This is a genomic window from Streptomyces odontomachi (assembly GCF_024435355.1).
Lineage (GTDB): Bacteria > Actinomycetota > Actinomycetes > Streptomycetales > Streptomycetaceae > Streptomyces > Streptomyces odontomachi.
Genome location: NZ_JAMJWG010000014.1, coordinates 77,191 through 94,072, shown reverse-complemented (window position 1 = coordinate 94,072; position 16,882 = coordinate 77,191). Strand labels below are relative to the sequence as shown.

At 70.0% G+C, this 16,882-nt stretch carries 14 protein-coding genes; 7 read left to right on the top strand and 7 right to left on the bottom strand.

Annotated features, from left to right (window positions below):
* Positions 1–22: 22 nt before the first annotated feature.
* Positions 23–1,360 (bottom strand): NsdA family TPR-like regulatory protein, encoded by a 1,338-nt coding sequence (locus NQO67_RS26475; protein ID WP_255952784.1) that lies wholly within the window; start codon positions 1,358–1,360, stop codon positions 23–25.
* A gap of 829 nt (positions 1,361–2,189) precedes the next feature.
* Between NQO67_RS26475 and NQO67_RS26470 the strand changes: the two genes are divergently transcribed.
* The 3 genes from NQO67_RS26470 to NQO67_RS26460 all read left to right on the top strand — a co-directional run bounded on the left by NQO67_RS26470 (position 2,190) and on the right by NQO67_RS26460 (position 3,373).
* Positions 2,190–2,447: a hypothetical protein gene (locus NQO67_RS26470; protein ID WP_255952783.1), complete on the top strand. Its 258-nt coding sequence runs from the start codon at positions 2,190–2,192 to the stop codon at positions 2,445–2,447.
* A gap of 249 nt (positions 2,448–2,696) precedes the next feature.
* Positions 2,697–2,960 carry a CopG family transcriptional regulator gene (locus tag NQO67_RS26465; RefSeq protein WP_255952782.1) on the top strand — a complete coding sequence of 88 codons (264 nt, stop codon included), beginning with the start codon at positions 2,697–2,699 and terminating at the stop codon, positions 2,958–2,960.
* Entirely contained in the window at positions 2,957–3,373 is a 417-nt protein-coding gene (locus NQO67_RS26460) for a type II toxin-antitoxin system VapC family toxin (RefSeq protein ID WP_255952781.1), read from the top strand. The genes NQO67_RS26465 and NQO67_RS26460 overlap by 4 nt, the downstream gene beginning before the upstream one ends.
* 57 nt (positions 3,374–3,430) lie before the next feature.
* Here the strand turns inward: NQO67_RS26460 and NQO67_RS26455 are convergent, their stop codons facing one another.
* The 4 genes from NQO67_RS26455 to NQO67_RS26440 all read right to left on the bottom strand — a co-directional run bounded on the left by NQO67_RS26455 (position 3,431) and on the right by NQO67_RS26440 (position 8,592).
* Positions 3,431–4,429, bottom strand: coding sequence for a substrate-binding domain-containing protein (locus NQO67_RS26455; protein WP_255952780.1), 999 nt, complete (start codon positions 4,427–4,429; stop codon positions 3,431–3,433).
* The gene (locus NQO67_RS26450; protein WP_255952779.1) at positions 4,426–5,568 is read right to left on the bottom strand and encodes an ABC transporter permease; all 1,143 of its coding nucleotides are present in this window, start codon (positions 5,566–5,568) and stop codon (positions 4,426–4,428) included. Before NQO67_RS26450 ends, NQO67_RS26455 begins: the two co-directional genes overlap by 4 nt.
* Complete coding sequence (locus NQO67_RS26445; RefSeq protein WP_255952778.1) at positions 5,565–7,325, bottom strand: ATP-binding cassette domain-containing protein; 1,761 nt, start codon at positions 7,323–7,325, stop codon at positions 5,565–5,567. Before NQO67_RS26445 ends, NQO67_RS26450 begins: the two co-directional genes overlap by 4 nt.
* A 421-nt stretch (positions 7,326–7,746) precedes the next feature.
* Entirely contained in the window at positions 7,747–8,592 is an 846-nt protein-coding gene (locus tag NQO67_RS26440) for a class I SAM-dependent methyltransferase (RefSeq protein ID WP_255952777.1), read from the bottom strand.
* A gap of 614 nt (positions 8,593–9,206) precedes the next feature.
* Between NQO67_RS26440 and NQO67_RS26435 the strand changes: the two genes are divergently transcribed.
* Positions 9,207–10,622 carry a sensor histidine kinase gene (locus tag NQO67_RS26435; protein ID WP_255952934.1) on the top strand — a complete coding sequence of 472 codons (1,416 nt, stop codon included), beginning with the start codon at positions 9,207–9,209 and terminating at the stop codon, positions 10,620–10,622.
* Complete coding sequence (locus tag NQO67_RS26430; RefSeq protein ID WP_308295700.1) at positions 10,619–11,335, top strand: response regulator; 717 nt, start codon at positions 10,619–10,621, stop codon at positions 11,333–11,335. The genes NQO67_RS26435 and NQO67_RS26430 overlap by 4 nt, the downstream gene beginning before the upstream one ends.
* Positions 11,336–11,444: 109 nt before the next feature.
* On the opposite strand, the gene NQO67_RS26425 is transcribed toward NQO67_RS26430, so the two are convergent.
* Positions 11,445–11,987 carry a GNAT family N-acetyltransferase gene (locus tag NQO67_RS26425; protein ID WP_255952776.1) on the bottom strand — a complete coding sequence of 181 codons (543 nt, stop codon included), beginning with the start codon at positions 11,985–11,987 and terminating at the stop codon, positions 11,445–11,447.
* Positions 11,988–12,199: 212 nt separating this feature from the next.
* Here NQO67_RS26425 and NQO67_RS26420 point away from each other — a divergent pair, with 212 nt between their 5' ends.
* Complete coding sequence (locus tag NQO67_RS26420; RefSeq protein WP_255952775.1) at positions 12,200–13,096, top strand: isocitrate lyase/PEP mutase family protein; 897 nt, start codon at positions 12,200–12,202, stop codon at positions 13,094–13,096.
* A gap of 108 nt (positions 13,097–13,204) precedes the next feature.
* Here NQO67_RS26420 and NQO67_RS26415 read toward each other — a convergent pair whose 3' ends face one another.
* On the bottom strand, positions 13,205–15,139 hold the full coding sequence (locus tag NQO67_RS26415; protein ID WP_255952774.1) for a rhamnogalacturonan lyase: 1,935 nt from the start codon (positions 15,137–15,139) through the stop codon (positions 13,205–13,207).
* 901 nt (positions 15,140–16,040) lie between these two features.
* Here NQO67_RS26415 and NQO67_RS26410 point away from each other — a divergent pair.
* Positions 16,041–16,850, top strand: a complete 810-nt coding sequence (locus NQO67_RS26410; protein ID WP_255952773.1) for an SAM-dependent methyltransferase — start codon at positions 16,041–16,043, stop codon at positions 16,848–16,850.
* Positions 16,851–16,882: the final 32 nt, after the last annotated feature.

Sequence of the window (16,882 nt, the reverse complement as noted above, 5' to 3'; positions counted from 1 at the left end):
GACGGGCCCCTCTATTCGGCCATTAGGAGGCAAGTCCAGGGGCCAGCACCTGTGCCCGCTCGCGTAGATCGCGTGCGACCTGGTTCTTCAAGTGGGGCCGAATCAGCTTGAACATCTCTCCAAGTCGCTTATCGACTCGCCCGGATTGCACAAACGGATAATCGTCGAGCGCCAAATTCCACGTCGCACAGGCTTCCTCTAGATTACCAATGGAGATTTGCCGCTCCGCTAGAATTGCACGTTCCTTGACCCGCGTGCGACGATAGATGTCGTATCGCAATTTATCTGATTCCTGCATGGCCTTCACGGCACCCGCGAGATCACCCATCTCATAACGTACTTGACTCATGTGATAATTAAGCGACGCGGGATCGTAGGACCCGAAAGCTTTTTGCCTCGACTCCGCTTTATCCATGGCCTTTTCGGCTTCTTGCATATACATCATGGCGCCGCGGTGATCGCCGATTTGCGCGCTTGCATGCGCTTGCTGCCCCGCCAGAAAGGCTCGCATACGCGGTCCAGCCTGCGGCGATGCCGCAGCCGCAGCGTCAGCTAGCCGCATTGCGTAGGAGCCGTGCCCCTGGTCTACCGCTTGCACACTCATTCCCCGCAGGGTCGTGCAATACGTCAGGTGGTCCTCTGATGCACCCGCCAGTTCGAGCGCTTTCAAGTAATAACGCTGAGCCAGTCCGTGAAAACCTTCGTCTACAGCCATGTATCCGGTCAGATACGACAGATCCGACGCCGCGGACATCATGGCTTTGCGAACGGGGTCTGAAGCGTCGACGCTCAGATATGGGGCCACTGTATTCACCAGGAATGCAGCTGCCATTGGGCGCGCGTGACGTCCACCGAATTGGTCGTCAAGCTCCGAGATGCGCTCAGTCATGGCTACGACAGTGTCAACATCTTGCATCCCTATACGCCGAATACGACCCGTCTGTACGGCTTCCATGCGACCTACGACATCTTGCCAGTCCGGCACCGTGAGCGCGACCGAAAAGAGAGTGGCACCAAGGACGCTGCGTCGCGATGGGTCCATGTCACTTATTCCCAGGTCAATCAATCCTTCAGCAGCGCTCGCACTTTCGTTCACCCCCCTGGCAGGGTCAGGAAACCCCGCTTCATTGAACGTGATTGGGCGCCCCAGTACACGTGACAACGCTTCGAGGATAAGCGGCCGGAATTTCTCCCTCGGTAACGTGCCACCGAGCCACGCGTGCGCCGTTGACGCGCTGTAACTGGTGGGGGTGCCCCGCTCGGTACCGATCTTGTTGACTTCGCGCGCGAAGCGATCGAGCGTCCATCCGGTCTCACTGAACAAACGCGCTAGTGACGCGTTGGGCTCACGATTCGTCACCTCGGCACCTCCCCCTCCGCTCAGCGGAATTGAACGCATTTGAAAACCTGCGCTCCTGTAACGGTACCGCTCCGGAGCGTGCACGGGTTTGCTGTGTGCACCCGCCCACTCACGACCACAGGTCACAGGGGCACGGAGGCTGCGCCAAGGACCAGCGCAGGTTGACCCGTGCTGGGCGGGACCAGCTCCCTTCCTGACCACGCCTCGCGATGTCGAGGGAGCGGGGCCCACAACAGCACAGCCGCATCCCTGCCCCAGAACGGCAGGGACCCCCGCGACGCAACTGCCAGGGAGCGTCCGGGGGCGTGGCCGACGTGAACTAGGAGGTTCGTCGACATGGACGACGCTACCGGGGCGCTGTCCCGGGTGTCAGTAAGCCCGGACGGGCTGGTGATCGCCGTGGACGCTGCCCGTGCGCTTGCACAGAGCATGCTCAAGCGCACGGAGCTGCCCGAGGGGTGGTGGCCAGACGTGGCCGCCCACGCGTTGAGGTGGTCGCTGCGATCGCCCAGTTCACGTGGCGTGACTGCCAGTCGTTTTTCAGCCCGTTCTCAAAGGCTCCTCGCCCCGGGCGTTACGGGAAACCAACGCGAGTAAGCCCGGGGAGGGGTCTCCCCAGAGGATCCCGATGGGCGAGAAACAGTGTTCCTGTAACAGCGGAACTCGGTTCAAGTTGGTTCCCGCTGAGGAACGCGAGTGGAGCAACGTTCAGAAGTCATACGTGATCCGGAAACTGAACGTGCTCAGGGAGTACCCATGTGGCGACTGCGGCGGAAGCGGGTGGCTTCCCGACGAGGAGTAGCCGCAGCAAAGCAACACTAGGAGAGCTGTGGAAGACACGGAAACGGCCGCCGAATGGTGGCCGACCACCCCACTTCAGGCCAAGTGGAAGGCTGAGGGCGTCCTTACAGATCTGAAAGCGGCGCTCGGCAGCCACGGCATCGTTTTGCCGTCCGTGCAGATCGAGCGTGTGGGGTACTGCAACGTCGGGGATCCTCACCAGCCCATCGAGTTGGGACGCGTGAATCTCAGAACGGCGGTGAAACTCGTCGCTGTCTTGACGCCTGGAGTCGAAACGCAGGACTGACGCAGACCGCCGCCCGCCCCCACCTGTGCACGATCCGTCGGGGCGGGCGGTTGAATCAGGAGTCAACACATCTCGGGAATGGTGTATGAACGAGAATTTACCTCCGCTGCGGAAGCTCCCTTCGCACCATTGCCTGGAGCCAGAGAAGAGCGGGGCCCACGGCGGATACGGCGCCACGTGTGGAGTGTGCGGACCGCTGCCAATACCGCGCACCCCCACAGAGGGAGGATTGCAGGTAGGATAGGTAGCATGGGCGACCCTACCGGTAAGTACTCGATCACCATGCCCCGCGACATCGCCGAAGCCGCCAAGGCTCGCAGCGGCCCTTCGGGCCTGTCTGCCTACGTTGCCGCCGCCGTCGCGCGCCAGATCGAGCGGGACAATCTCAACGAACTCATCCAGGTCGCCGAGGCCGAGCACGGGCCCATCACCGACGAAGAAATCCAGGCCCTGCGCGACCAGCTCCACCAGGCCCGACAGCAGCAAACGCAAGGCGGGGCGAACGCCGCGTGACCCGCTCCTCCACCGCTACGCCCGGCGGCACCCTGGTCCTCGACAGCGAAGGGCTGGCCAAGGCCGTCCGTCGCGACCGCACCGTCACCGGATGGCTCGCCCTCGCCCGCGCCGACGACCTGCGGGTGATCACTTCCGCGGCAACCCTCGTGGAAGTCATCCACCCCCGGATCAACCGCCCGGCCCTCGAGTGGACCCTCTCCCGCCTCGTCATCGAGCCGGTCACCGAGCCCATTGCCCGTCACGCCGCCGCTCTCCTCGCCGACGCCGACCTGCACGGCCACAAGTACGCCATCGACGCCATGCTCGGCGCTACTGCTCTCGCCGCCCCCGGTCCAGCGACGGTTCTCACCTCTGACCCCGAGGATCTGACCGCCCTGTGCGGCTCTCGCATCACCGTCATCAAGGTCTAATGCCCCGAGTCGGATACGCGAGCGCCGCCAGGGGCGCGCCAGGTGGGCCGACGGGCGTCAGCCCGTCTTGCCGCTCATGTCGTAGCGGTCGTACACATCACCCGCGTTCGACTTGGTGACCTGCTCCGTCCCCAGCGTCTGCTTCTTCTCGATCTTCTTGCCCTGGGACAGGGCGTACGCCGCGTCCGCCGCCTCCTCGGCCCCCGTCGGGTAGACGAAGGTGGACAGCAGGTGGCCCTGCTGCACGGCCCGGATGCCGCCGTCGGGGATGGCGAGGCCGTCGATGCCGAGGAACTTGATGCTCTGCGCCTTGTGCGCGCCGGCCGCCGCCCCGTACGCGCCGATGGCCATGTCGTCGTTGTGCGAGTAGACCAGGTCGATCTTGGTGCCGCGGGCCAGCCACTGGTTCATCACCTTGATGGCGTTGGGCCGCGTCCACTTGGCCTCGCGGGCCTCCACGATCGTGATGTGGTGGCCCTTGATGGCGTCCCGGAAACCCTTGTCGCGCTCGATCTGCGGCTGGTCGGAGAGGGTGCCGCGCAGTTCGCCGACGTTGCCGCCGTCGGGCAGCGCCTTGACCGCGGCCTCGCCCGCCTTCCTGCCGATCTCCAGGTTGTCCCCGCCGATGAAGGCGGTGTAGCAGTCGGTGTTGACCGTGCGGTCCAGGATGATCACCGGGATGTGGGCCTTGCAGGCCTGCTCGACGGGCGGGGTGAGCGGCGCCGGCTCGTTCGGCGAGACGATCAGCAGGTCCACCTTCTGCTGGATGAAGCTCTGCACCTGGCTGACCTGGGTGGCGTTGTCCTGCTTGGCGTCGGTGATGGGCAGCAGCTTCAGGTTCTTGTGCTGCTTCACGTAGTACTCCAGCTGCTTGTTGAGCTGCTGGCGGTACGGCTCGGCGTTGTTGGACTGCGAGTAGCCGATGACGAACTGCCCTCCGCTGCCCTTGCCGCCGCTGTCGCCGGTCTCCGTCTTGGAGGCGCAGCCGGCGAGCAGGGCCACCAGGCACACGCCGGCCAGAGCGGCGGACGCCTTGTTGTTCATGACGCGCTTCATGCCTTCTTCTCCTTGTTTGCCGGCTGCGGTTGCTGCCCGGTCCCGGTCGCCGGGTGGGAACGGTGGGTGAGGCGGCGGCCGAGCGAGCGCACCAGGTCCGGGCGCTGCAGGACGACGGCGACGACGACGATCGAACCCTTGATGACCAGCTGCCAGTTGTCGCTGACCGCGTTGAGGCCGAGGACGTTGTCGAGCAGCGTGAGGATGAGCGAGCCGACGAAGGTGCCGGCGATGGTGCCCTTGCCGCCCGACAGGCTCGCCCCGCCGATGACGGCCGCGGCGATCGCGTCGAGTTCGTAGCCGTTGCCCGCCATCGGGTCGGCCGAGGTGCTGTAGGCGGCGTCGATGGGGCCCGCGAAGCCGGCGAGCATCCCGGACAGGGTGAACACGGCGATGATCACGAACGTGACGTTGATGCCGGACAACCGCGCCGCGGTGGGATTCCCGCCGACCGCGTAGATGTGCCGGCCGAACCGGGACCGGGACAGCATCAGGTGGAAGACCACGCAGACGATCACGAAGGCGAGGACCGGGAAGTACACGCCGTCAGGTCCGAGGATGCCGACCAGCACGTTGTGGCCGGGGGTGCCGAGGCTCTCGAAGGACGCGGAGTTCGCGGTCAGCTTGCCGTCGTGGCCGGCGACCGTGGTGCCGACCGAGGCGTTGTCCGACATCTGCCGGTCCAGGCCGCGGGCGATGGAGAGCATCGCCAGGGTCATCACGAAGGACTGGATGCGCAGCCACGAGGTGCCGGCCCCGTTGACGAAGCCGAAGGCCGCGCCGATCAGCATGCACAACGGGACGATCTGCCACACCGGTAGGTCGTGGTAGAAGAGCAGCATCGCGGCGGCCATCGACGAGAAGCCCATGAGCGAGCCGACCGACAGGTCGATCCCGGCGGTGATGATGACCAGGGTGACCCCGACGGCGAGGATGCCGCGCGAGCCGAAGTTGCCGACCGCGTTGGTCAGGTTGGTCTGGTTAAGGAAGATGTCGCCCTTGGTGGTGACCCCGACCACGAAGATCAGGACCAGTCCTATGTAGCTCTGCACCGAGCCGAAGAGCGGCAGCAGACGGCGTAGCCGCCCGGGTGCGGTCGCTCCCGCGGCCTCCGGGGCGGCATCGAGAGTGCTTGTCATGCGCCGGGCTCCTCCTTGGGGTGATCATCGGTCGGCGCGGTGGGCCGCGGGCCCGGTGCGGGGGTCGAGGCGTCGGCGTCGGCGTGCGTGCCGGACGCGGGGTCCGGCTCGGCGTGCGCGGGCGTTGCCGACGGGTCGTCGTCGGCGGGCGCCGTCGCTCCGTCGTGCAGGGGTGCCGTCGGGTCGACGGCGCGGGCGTCCGGGGCGTCGGCCACCGTTCGGCGGGCCATGGCCGCCGTGAGGATGGCCTCCTGCTCGGCCACCGGACCGCGGGCGGCGTCGCGGTGGAACTCCCCGGTGAGCCGGCCCTCGCAGAGCACCAGGATCCGGTCGCACATCCCGATCAGCTCGGGCAGTTCGGAGGAGACCGCGAGGATCGCGGTGCCGCGCGCGGCGAGCTGGTCCATCAGGGCGTGGATCTGGGCCTTCGCGCCGACGTCGATACCGCGCGTGGGCTCGTCCATCAGCAGCAGTTCCGGCTCGGTCAGCAGGCACTTGGCGAGGACGACCTTCTGCTGGTTGCCGCCGGACAGCAGCCCCACCGTGGTCTCCATGCTCGGCGTACGGACCGCCAGCGAGGTCATCTGGGCGCGCACCGCGGCCTTCTCTGTGCGCCGCCGCACCGTGCGCCAGGGCGTGGCGAACCGGGCGAGCGCCGCCAGCGAGCTGTTGAAGCGGACCGTGTTGCCGAGCACCAGGCTCTGTCCCTTGCGGTCCTCGGCGACCAGCGCGATCCCCTGCCGGATGGCATGGGCGGGGCTGCGCGGGCGGTAGCGGTGGCCGTTCAGCAGGAACTCGCCGCGCGCCTGCCCGCCGTACGCGCCGAACAGCGACTGGAGCACCTCGCTGCGGCCCGCGCCCATCAGCCCCGCGATGCCGACGATCTCGCCGGGCGCGACGCTGAGGTCGATACCGTGCAGGGCCGGGCGGTCGTCGGCCGGCGGGAGGGTCAGGCCGCGCACGGTCAGCCGGGGCGGTTCCTGCGCGGCCTGGGCCGAGCGGCGCGGATACAGCTCGTCCAGCGGCCGGCCCACCATCAGACGGACCAGCTCGGCCCGGCTGGTGCCGGACATCGGGCGCCGCCCGGTGCAGGTGCCGTCCCTGAGCACCGTCACCGAGTCGGCGATCTCCTCCAGCTCCTCCAGGCGGTGCGAGATGTAGATGACGCCGACGCCACGTGCGGTCAGGCCGCGTATCACCGCGTACAGCCTGCGTACCTCCGCGTCGGCGAGCGCCGAGGTCGGCTCGTCCATCACGAGCACCCGTACGTCCAGGCTGAGCGCCTTGGCCACCTCGATGAGCTGCTGCTCGGCGATCCGGCAGTGCTTCACCGCGCGGCGCGGCGGCACGTCCAGGCCGAGACCGGCGAGGAGCTCCGCGGTACGGGCCTCCATCTGCCTGCGGTGGACGGTGCCCCGGGCGGTGGTGGGCTCGCGGCCGAGGAAGACGTTCTCGGCGACCGACAGTTCGGGCACCAGGTTCAGCTCCTGGTGGATCATGGCGATGCCGTGCCGCGCCGCGTCCCTGGGCGAGTGGATGTCGACGACGTGGCCGTCCCGCTCGATGCTGCCCGCGTAGTCGGCGTGCACGCCGGCGAGGATGTTCATCAGCGTCGACTTGCCGGCGCCGTTCTCGCCGAGCAGGGCGACCACCTCACCGGCGTGCACGGTGAGGTCCACGCCGCTCAGCGCCCTGACCCCGGGGAACGTCTTGCCGATGTCCCGCATGGCCAGCAGCGGCGGTGCCTGACCGGTCATTGTCGTCCTCCGTGACTGCCGTGCCCCGTCCGGCGCCGACCCGGCCCGACGAGCCCGCGGGCCGCGGCCGGGCCCGGTACGTCAGGCAGAGGAGGCACCGGCGCTCGGTGCGCTGTGCTGAGCCGTGAACAGGGCGGCCATGCAGGGGCATGGCGCATGAGCCCCGGTGACAGCCAGTCACGGAATCGATTTCACGCGCCACAAGGTACGGAGGCCACATGTTCCTGTCAATGCGCCAGGAAGACCTTTGTCAGACCCTTGGGAAACGGGGGCGGCGGTTCCTGAAGGCCACCATGATCATGTGCCCGCTTTGCCGCCACATGAGGGGGAGAAAACGATTACAAATGAGCAGTCGGCCAGCCGGCCCGGTCGGATAACGGGAACGGGGCGGGGGACTTCCCTCCCCCGCCCTCGACGTCCGTCACCGCGAGCGCGCCTCCCTCACCCCCGCGTCCGCCACCTCCGGCGCCGCGGCCTCCGGCGGCCCGGCATCCGGTCCGTGGCTGACGCGGATCTTGGACTGGCCGTGCGGCAGTTGCTCCCAGTCGGTCATGAAGCGTGCCGTCAGACCGTGCTTCTCTGCCAGTGCCAGGAGCGTCTCGGTACGGTAGTAGAAGTCCTCGCGCAGGACATGGTGTTCCTCGCCCTCGGTGCGGTCGAAGGTGAAGTCGAACCAGCCGCCCGGCGCCAGCACCCGTCCGACGTGCGCCAGGCACTCGTCGATGACGGTGAGCGGCGAGTGCGAGAACACGCTGTGCGCGTGGACCACGTCGAAGTGCGCGTCGGGAAGGAACCGCAGCGTCAGGTCCCGTACCGGGGTGAGCACCGGGAGCCGCTGCTGGAGCCCCATCTCCACCAGCGTGTCCTGGGCGGCCATGAGGATGTCGGGCGAGATGTCGACGCCGTAGTAGTGGCCGGGGTCCAGGTGCCTGATGAACCGCCAGCCGGCCCGCAGGTTGCCGCACCCGATCTCCAGCATCCGGTGCTCGGGACGCAGGCCGTGCCCGAGCAGGTAGTCGAACTGCATCGCGCCGAGCGCCAGCCAGCGCTCCCGGTTGCGGCTGCCGACCGCGGCGTCCGGGTCGGCGCGGGTGTCGTGGCGCATCACCGCGCGGTAGTAGGCGATGTGGTCCGACGCGCGGTGGTGCAGCCAGGCGTCACGGGTGGCCCGGGCCAGGTGGCGCGGGACCCGTCCGGGATGGCGCAGGGCGTAGGCGACGCGGTGGCCGAGGGTGGCGCGGTTGGCGGTGACGTTCTTCGAGGCCATGGTGGTCTCCCCGTTCGGATGGGGCGGGCGGATGTGCGGGTGATCGGGTGTGCGGGTCGGGAGGGTGTGCGGGTCGGGTGGAGGCGCGGGTCGGGTGGGGGCGCGGTGCCGATCGGTGGCGCACCGGCCACCGCCGCCCGTCCCGTAGCCAGCCTCGGGGCTTCGGCGCGGATCCGGCTCGGTGAACCGGTTGGGGTGTGCGGGCCGTTCGGAGGACGGCGGTATCAGCCGAATGGATGTTGCGACGCGCTGGTGTGCGCGTTAGGACTGGCCTGGGACACCACCCGGGGGTGAGGCATGAGGCAGGTCGGCAAGGCCAGGAGGCCGAGCGGGCGACGGCCGTGGGGACGACGGACGCCGGCGGGAACGGCGGGGGCGCGCCAGGGCGGGCGCCCGGGCCGAGCGGGCGCCCGGTGACCGCGGCGACCGGCTCCCGCGCTCCGGGGCCCACCGGGTACGACGCGCCGGGACGGGCCGGCGGCACGCTTTCGGGGTGGGGCGGCCGGATTCCCCCGAGCGGGGGACCGCGGACCGAGGGAGCGGACGCCGGTGCCGGTGGCACGGACGCACGGACGAGGGCGGCCGACCCGGACGGGCGGTGGCTGACCCTCGTCATGGACGCCGCGTTCCTGCTGCTGCTCTGCTCCTCGCTGGTCCGCTTCGTGAGCCGGGACCGGCAGGACGCGCCGGCCGGCTGGGTCGTCGCCCTGTTCGTGCTCGTCGCGATGGTCTACCTCGGCGGCCGGCTGCTGGCACCGGCGCCGGCGCCCGGTGCCCGCCCGACCTCCCGTCACCTCGTCTGGCTGGCCGCGCTGGTGGCCCTGTGGGCCGTGCTGCTCGCCCTGGCGCCGAGCGCCACCTGGTGCGCCATGCCGTTGTTCTTCACCGGCCTGCACACCCTGCCGGCGCGGCTGGCGGTGCCGCTCGCCGCCGCGCTCACCGCGCTGGTGGTCCTCTCCGAGCTGCGGGTCGCCGACGGCGCGCTCAACCCGAACCTGGTGATCGCCCCGCCGGCCCTCGCCGCGGTGGCGATGGCCGTCCTGGTCCATCTGCGGCGCCAGGGCGCACGGCAGCGCCTGCTCATCGACGATCTGGTGCGCACCCGCCGGGATCTCGCCGAGACCGAGCGGCGGGCCGGCGTGCTGGCAGAGCGGCAGCGGTTGTCGGCGGAGATCCACGACACGCTCGCGCAGGGCCTGTCCAGCCAGCAGATGCTGTTGCAGGCGGCCGACCGGGTGTGGGACACGGACCCGCACGCGGCGCACGCCCACGTCCAGGAGGCGGCGGGCATCGCGGCCCGCAGCCTGGCCGAGGCCCGTCGCTTCGTGCACGACCTGGCCCCCGCCGAGCTGGCCGGGCGCGGCCTGCCCGAGGCGCTGCGCGCGCTCGCCGGCCGGGAGAGCGGGCCGGGACTACGGGTCGCCTTCCGGCAGGACGGTGTCCTCGGCCCGCGGGAGCAGGCCGCGCCGGAGCCGCGACACGCCTCCGAAGCGGCCGGCGGTCCGCTGCCGGAGCGGGTCGAGACGGCGCTGTTGCGCATCGCGCAGGGCGCGCTGGCCAATGTCCGTGAGCATGCGGCGGCGACCCGGGCGGCGCTGACCCTGACCTTCCTCGGCGACCAGCTCTGCCTGGACGTCGCCGACAACGGCCGCGGCTTCGACCCGGACGCACCGCCCGCACGCGGCACGGCACGGGACCGCGGCCACGGCCTGCCCGCCATGCGGGTACGGGCCCGCCAGCTCGGTGGCACCCTGACGGTGGAGTCCACGCCGGGCGAGGGCACCGTCGTCTCCGCCGCGATCCCGCTGACCGCCGGCGCACCAGCCGACGTGCGGATCGACGTACGGGACGGGGTGCGGGACGAGGCACGCGACGGGGAACGCTCCGAGGACGACGGCACGCGGGACGCGGCGCCCGGACAGGTGCACGCCGGCACACGGCACCGGGTACCGGACGTCACGGAGGACGGTGTGCGCTCCGGCGCATCCGGCCGCTCCCCCGGCCACGGGCGCCACGGAGCCGCCTCGTGACCCGCCCGGCCGTCGGTCCGGCCGCCGGTCCGGCAGCCGGCGGGCCGATCCGGGTACTGCTCTGCGACGACCACGCGGTGGTGCGCGCCGGGCTGCGTGCCCTGCTGGCCAGCGCGGACGGCATCGAGGTGGTCGGCGAGGCGGGCGGCGGCGAGGAGGCACTCGCGATGACGGCGCACCTGCGTCCCGACGTCGTCCTGATGGATCTCCAACTGGGCGAGGGCATGGACGGGGTGAGCGCCATCCGACGACTGACGGTGCCGCACGACCCGGGCGGTGACGGCGCCTCGGGCTCCCCGGCCTCCCCGGACGCTCCGGGTCCGCGCGTCCTGGTGCTCACCATGTTCGACAGCGACGCCGACATCGCCCGCGCCATCGAGGCCGGCGCCACCGGCTACCTCCTGAAGGCGGACCCCCCGGACGAGCTGTTCACGGCGATCCGGAACGCGGCGACGGGCCGCACCGCGCTGTCGGCACCGGTCGCCGAGCGGGTGATGGCACAGCTGCGCAGCCCCCGCCCCGCGCTGACCGACCGCGAGCGGGACATCCTCACGCAGCTCGCCCGCGGCCTGGGCAACCGCGAGATCGCCCGCGCCCTGTTCATCAGCGAAGCCACCGTCAAGACCCACCTGGGGCGGATCTACGGGAAGCTGGGCGTGGAGAACCGGGCCGCGGCGGTCGCCGCCGTCAAGGAGCGACGGCTGCTCCCGTGAGACGCCCCGCGCACGTGCGGCCGCCCCGGCCGCCCCAGCAGCCCCGGCAGCCCCGACCGCCGTACGGCTCCGGCTCAGGCTCCGGCTCCGGCTCCAGTGAGGCCGCGGGTCACTGCGGCGGCGCCCCTTCCCGCAGCGTCTTCTCCCAGAAGATCTCGTCGTGCCACTGGCCGTTCAGGAAGATGTGCCGGTGGGCGATGCCCCAGGCGGAGAACCCGTTGTTCTTCAGGACGCGGTGGGAGGCGAGGTTCTCCGTCCGGGTGTGCGCCTCGGCCCGCCACAGGCCGAGCTCGCCCGCCATCACGTCCAGCACCAGCGCCACCGCCCGGCCCGCATGCCCGCTCCCCTGGTGCGCGGCGGCCACCCAGTAGCTGAGGAAGCCCTTCTGCAAGGGACCGCGGAGCACGGTGCTCACCGTCACCTGCCCGATGACGGTGTCCCCGGCCAGGATCACGCCGGGCCAGCCGCCGCCCGCACCGTGGCCGGCGAGCAGCCCCTCGATGCGCTCGGCCTGGTGGGCGGCCGTGGCGAAGCCCTCGGGGCGTGCGGGCTGCCAGCGGCTCAGCTGCTCGGCGTCGTGGGCGAGATGGGCCGCGAGCGGGGCGGCGTCGGCCGTCTCGATCAGCCGTATCGCGGTGGGTGCGGGCGTCACGGGTGTCTCCTTGCTGCTGCTCCGGTCGCTCCGGTCACTCCGGGCCGTACGGGTCGCAGCGGTGACTTACCGTAGCCGGCTGGGGGAAGGTCGTGCGCACCCGGATCACCGCGCCTCACGACGTCCGAAGATCAGCTGACCAAAGCTGACGAGTACTGTTCACGTGCGACGCGTACGGGTAGTCGTGGGGCGAGCGGCGGAGGAGTGTCACCATGGCGGATCTGCTTCACCGGCGCCCGGACGGTCCGCGGCGCCTGCGCGAGCTGCTGGCGGAGAGCGAGGGCCCGGTGCTGGCGCCCGGCGCGTACGACGCGCTGAGCGCCCTGCTGGTCGAACAGGCCGGTTTCCCCGCGGTCTACATGACCGGGTTCGGGGTCACGGCCTCGTTGCTGGGCCGGCCCGACATCGGGCTGCTCACGATGAGTGAGATGGTCGACACCGCCCGTCGGATCGTCTCGGCGGTGGGCGTCCCGGTGATCGCCGACGCCGACGACGGCTACGGAAACGCGCTCAACGTCATCCGCACCGTGCACGAGTACGAGGCGGCCGGCGTGGCCGGCATCCATCTGGAGGACCAGGTCGCGCCGAAGCGCTGCGGACACATGGAGGGCAAGCAGGTCGTCCCGGTCGAGACCATGGTCGGCAAGATCGAGGCGGCCGTGCAGGCCCGTTCCGACCCGGATTTCGTGATCATCGCGCGTACCGACGCCCGCGCCGTCGAGGGCCTGGAGGCGGCGCTCGACCGCGGCCGCCGTTATCGCGAGGCAGGCGCCGACCTGCTGTTCATCGAGGCGCCGCAGAGCGAGGGCGAGATCGAGGCGGCCTCCTTGGCGCTGTCCGACGTGCCGCTGCTGTTCAACTGGGCGGAGGGCGGCAAGACGCCGCCCATCGGCCTGGAGCGGCTCACCGCCCTCGGCTACCGGCTCGTCATCTTCCCGCTGTCCAACCTGCTCGCCGCGACCCGCGCGGTGACCGGCGTCCTCGACGACATCCGGCGCGTGGGCACACCCGAGGAGGCCGTCCAGGGCCTGCCCGGGCTACAGGACTTCTTCGGCACCGTCGGACTGCCCGACGCGCTCGCCCTGGGAAAGCAGTTCGACGGCAGCTGAACACCCCGCGGCGTCGCCCGCCCCGGCACACCCACCGCCCCCGCCCGGCGTGACCGGGCGGGGGCGGGCGGTTGCTACGACGACCGTTCGGTCAGTCCCCGGGTCAGGTCAGTCCTTGGTGGTCACCGCAGGACGCGGCGCCAGGGACATGCCGCTGCCGATGAAGTAGCTCGGGTGCGGGGGCTGGTTGTAGGCGGTGTTCTGCCAGGCCAGCGCCTCACGGTACTGGCGGTCCTGGAGCAGGGTGGTGATGCGGGTGTCGGTCGTGTACGGCGTGGAGTAGATCCGCAGCGCCTTGTTGTCGGTGGTCGGCCAGACCACTTCCTCGCGCCAGTCACCCATGATGTCGCCGGACAGCGACGGGGTGGCCTTCGTGCCGTTGTTGGAGTGCACGCCGGACCCCGTCAGCAGCCGGGTGTCGCTGCTGGTGCCGTACTTGTCGATGTGCGTGTCGTCCAGCAGCTCACGCGTGGTGTCACCGTCCCACCACGCCAGGAAGTTGATGCTGCCCGGCTTGCGGCCGACGTTCTGGCCCTTGGTGTTGAGCAGCCCGTCCGCGTGGGACGACCAGGATTCGGCACCCGCGCTGCCCGACCAGACGTCGTCGCTGACGCCACGGCCGTTGTCGCCGTTGGCCGGTGTCGACCACAGGATCTGGCCGGTCCTGGCGTCCGCCATCCACGACGACGGCTTGGAGCTGTCCTCGTCGACCTTGAACTCCTCCAGGCCCGAGCGGGACGGGTCGAGGTCCCCGACGTGCATCGCGTCGCCGTGGCCGTTCTTGGTGGTCCACAGCCCGCGGCCGTCGTTGTCCACGGCCATCGCGCCGTACACGATCTCGTCCTTGCCGTCGCCGTCGACGTCGGCGACGGACAGGTTGTGGTTGCCCTGGCCGTCGTAACCCTTGCCGGCGTTGGTGGAGCTGTTGGTGTCGAAGGTCCACTGGCGGGCGAACTTGCCGCCCGTGAAGTTCCAGGCGGAGATCACGGTCCGGGTGTAGTAGCCGCGCGCCTCGATCAGCGACGGGTGGCTGCCGTCGACGTAGGCGGTGGCGGCGAGGAACCGGTCGACGCGGTTGCCGTAGCTGTCACCCCAGGAGGAGACGGTGCCGCGCGGCGGGACGTAGTCCACCGTGTCCATGGCGGCGCCCGTCTTGCCGTTGAACATGGTCAGGTACTCGGGGCCGCTCAGGATGTAGCCGTCGGAGTTGCGGTAGTCGGCGGAGGAGTCGCCGATGACCTTGCCGGTGCCGTCCTTCGTGCCGTCGGCGGTCTTCATGGCGACCTCGGCCTGGCCGTCACCGTCGTAGTCGAACACCTGGAACTGCGTGTAGTGCGCGCCCGAGCGGATGTTGCGGCCCAGGTCGATGCGCCACAGCCGGGTGCCCTCCAGGGTGTAGCCGTCGACGATGGTGTCGTCGGTGACGCCGGCCTGCGAGTTGTCCTTGGAGTTGGTCGGGTCCCACTTCAGGACGAAGTCCAGGTCGCCGTCCCCGTCGAGGTCGCCCACCGAGGCGTCGTTGGCCGTGTAGCTGCTGGACGGTGGCTGGATCGGCACGTCCAGGTAGCCGTCGGCCATGGGGATGGCGTGCTCCGCGGAGGCCGCGGCGACGCCGTCCACCACCGGCTGGACCGTGTAGTCCGCGTCGGCGGGAGCGCCGGCGTCGAAGAAGTCCGTGCCGCCGGTCAGGGGCGCCGAGGTGAGCTTCGCGGGGGCCGCGGTGGCCGTGTCCGCCCGGTAGACGTTGAAGGCCACGTTGTCGGCGTCAGTGGCCAGCCAGCGCCAACTCACCAGGTTGCCCTTGCTGGTGTGCACGCTCACGGGTGCGTGGTCCAGCTTCTCGGTGGTGGCCAGCGGCGTGACGCGTGGCGCCGCCGCCGCGTCGGTGGCGATGGCCGTGGCGGCGGGGGCGTTGGGCGCCAGGATCGCCGTCGCGCCCATGGCCAGCGCCGCGCAGGCGGCAAGGGTGCCTGCTCTTAACGACGGCACCCGGCTTCGCGGGCCACCACCCTTGGCTCGCACGTGCATATGGAAACGCTTCATGTCAACCTCCGTGCGGCCATGTGGTCGCCGCTATCCATGCCGTGGATGCATATGACGGGACGTACGCTCGGGCCGGAAGCCCATCCGGTGTGACGCTCGGGTTCCGGTCCAAGCTCGGGAGCTGATGCGGGGCGGTGTCTCACCACACCGCACGGCCGCGCCGGAGCTCTCCGACGGGTTCACTCTGCTTCGCCCGGGGCTCTCGGTGCGGGATCGCGGGATTGATACGTTTTAATCCCTCACGCGAGCGTGACCCGTGTTGCCAAGCCGTTACGGTAGGGGCCCGTCGAGCCCTTCAGCAAGGGTCCGGCACAACTTGCCGGCCGTATTTCTGCAACCGCTTCCGTACGGCACCGCACCGGGAAGCACAAACAGCACGCATGGGGCGCTTCGCCGCCCCATCGATTCCGGCCCACCGCCGCCATGGCACAGCCATCCCACCGCGACCTTGCGAAAACCCCCGCGGCAGACCGGCGCGACAGGGGTTGACGGGGTGCCGGAGCTCCCCTAGGTTCCCGACTCAATCACCCGCATATCGAATAGCGTTCGAAATCGCGAACGTTGCGAGGAGGTCAGCCCTCGACTCGAGCACCAGACACCCCGCGGAGAGAAAGCGCTTCCAGCAGCAGACCTGCGCCATGCGCGCCGCCCGACGGCGGCACCGACACACCTTTCGCCGCCGGCGTCACGGCGGGAGCGCAAGACGGCACCACCAGCTCCGGGAGCTTAGTGAAACGTATCAACCATCGGGCCGTTGGTTCTCCGCTGCGGTCACCGTGGCCCCGAGTACGCTGGGCGCGGGTTCGGCGCGCCGCACCCCGGCCCGACCCGCATGGATGCCCCCGACGCGGCGCGGTCGATGGCACACTCAAGAGAGACCACGGCCCCAAGGGAGCAGCGAATGACCGGAGTTGAGCCTTCCGCTCAGCGGATCGACACCAGCAAGCCCCATCCGGCGCGGGTCTACGACTGGATGCTCGACGGCAAGGACAACTACCCGGTCGACGAAGAACTGGGCCGGCAGATGCTGACCCTCTCCCCACACGCCAAGCAGGGCGCCAAGGACAACCGCCACTTCATGCGCCGCGCCATCCGCTGGCTGACCGGCCCCGCGGGCATACGGCAGTTCCTCGACATCGGCACGGGCATCCCGACCGAGCCCAACCTCCACCAGATCGCCCAGACCATCGCCCCGGAAACGCGCGTGGTCTACGTGGACAACGACCCCATCGTCCTCGCGCACGCCGGCGCCCTGCTGAAGAGCACGCCCGAAGGCGTCACCGAGTACATCGAGGCGGACGTCCGCACCCCGGACTCGATCATCAGCCAGGCGCGGGAGATACTCGACTTCCGCAAGCCCATCGCCGTGTCGCTGGTCGCGCTGCTGCACTTCGTCACCGACGAGGACGGCGCCATCGAGCACGTGCGCACCCTGGTGGACGCCCTGCCGTCCGGCAGCTACCTCGTCCTGACGCAGCTGACGGCCGATCTGTACGGCGACAGCATGCAGCGGGCCGTGGACATCTACTCGGCGGGCGGCATCACCCTCGTGTTGCGCTCGCGCGCCGACGTCGAAGGGATCATCAGCGGGCTCGAACTGGTCGACCCCGGCATCGTCCTGCTCGACGAGTGGCACCCGGAGCTGGGCGACGAGCAGCGCCCCGACATCGACCGGGCAGCGATCTACGCGCTCGTGGCCCGCAAGCCGTAGCCCGGGCCGCCGCCCCCAACCGGCCCACCGGC

Bases quoted from the DNA above. Each gene is read 5' to 3' on its own strand.
- NQO67_RS26465 (WP_255952782.1), top strand. From the start codon at position 2,697: ATGGGCGACCCTACCGGTAAGTACTCGATCACCATGCCCCGCGACATC.
- NQO67_RS26455 (WP_255952780.1), bottom strand. From the start codon at position 4,429: ATGAAGCGCGTCATGAACAACAAGGCGTCCGCCGCTCTGGCCGGCGTG.
- NQO67_RS26450 (WP_255952779.1), bottom strand. From the start codon at position 5,568: ATGACAAGCACTCTCGATGCCGCCCCGGAGGCCGCGGGAGCGACCGCA.
- NQO67_RS26445 (WP_255952778.1), bottom strand. From the start codon at position 7,325: ATGACCGGTCAGGCACCGCCGCTGCTGGCCATGCGGGACATCGGCAAG.
- NQO67_RS26440 (WP_255952777.1), bottom strand. From the start codon at position 8,592: ATGGCCTCGAAGAACGTCACCGCCAACCGCGCCACCCTCGGCCACCGC.
- NQO67_RS26435 (WP_255952934.1), top strand. From the start codon at position 9,207: ATGGACGCCGCGTTCCTGCTGCTGCTCTGCTCCTCGCTGGTCCGCTTC.
- NQO67_RS26420 (WP_255952775.1), top strand. From the start codon at position 12,200: ATGGCGGATCTGCTTCACCGGCGCCCGGACGGTCCGCGGCGCCTGCGC.
- NQO67_RS26415 (WP_255952774.1), bottom strand. From the start codon at position 15,139: ATGAAGCGTTTCCATATGCACGTGCGAGCCAAGGGTGGTGGCCCGCGA.
- NQO67_RS26410 (WP_255952773.1), top strand. From the start codon at position 16,041: ATGACCGGAGTTGAGCCTTCCGCTCAGCGGATCGACACCAGCAAGCCC.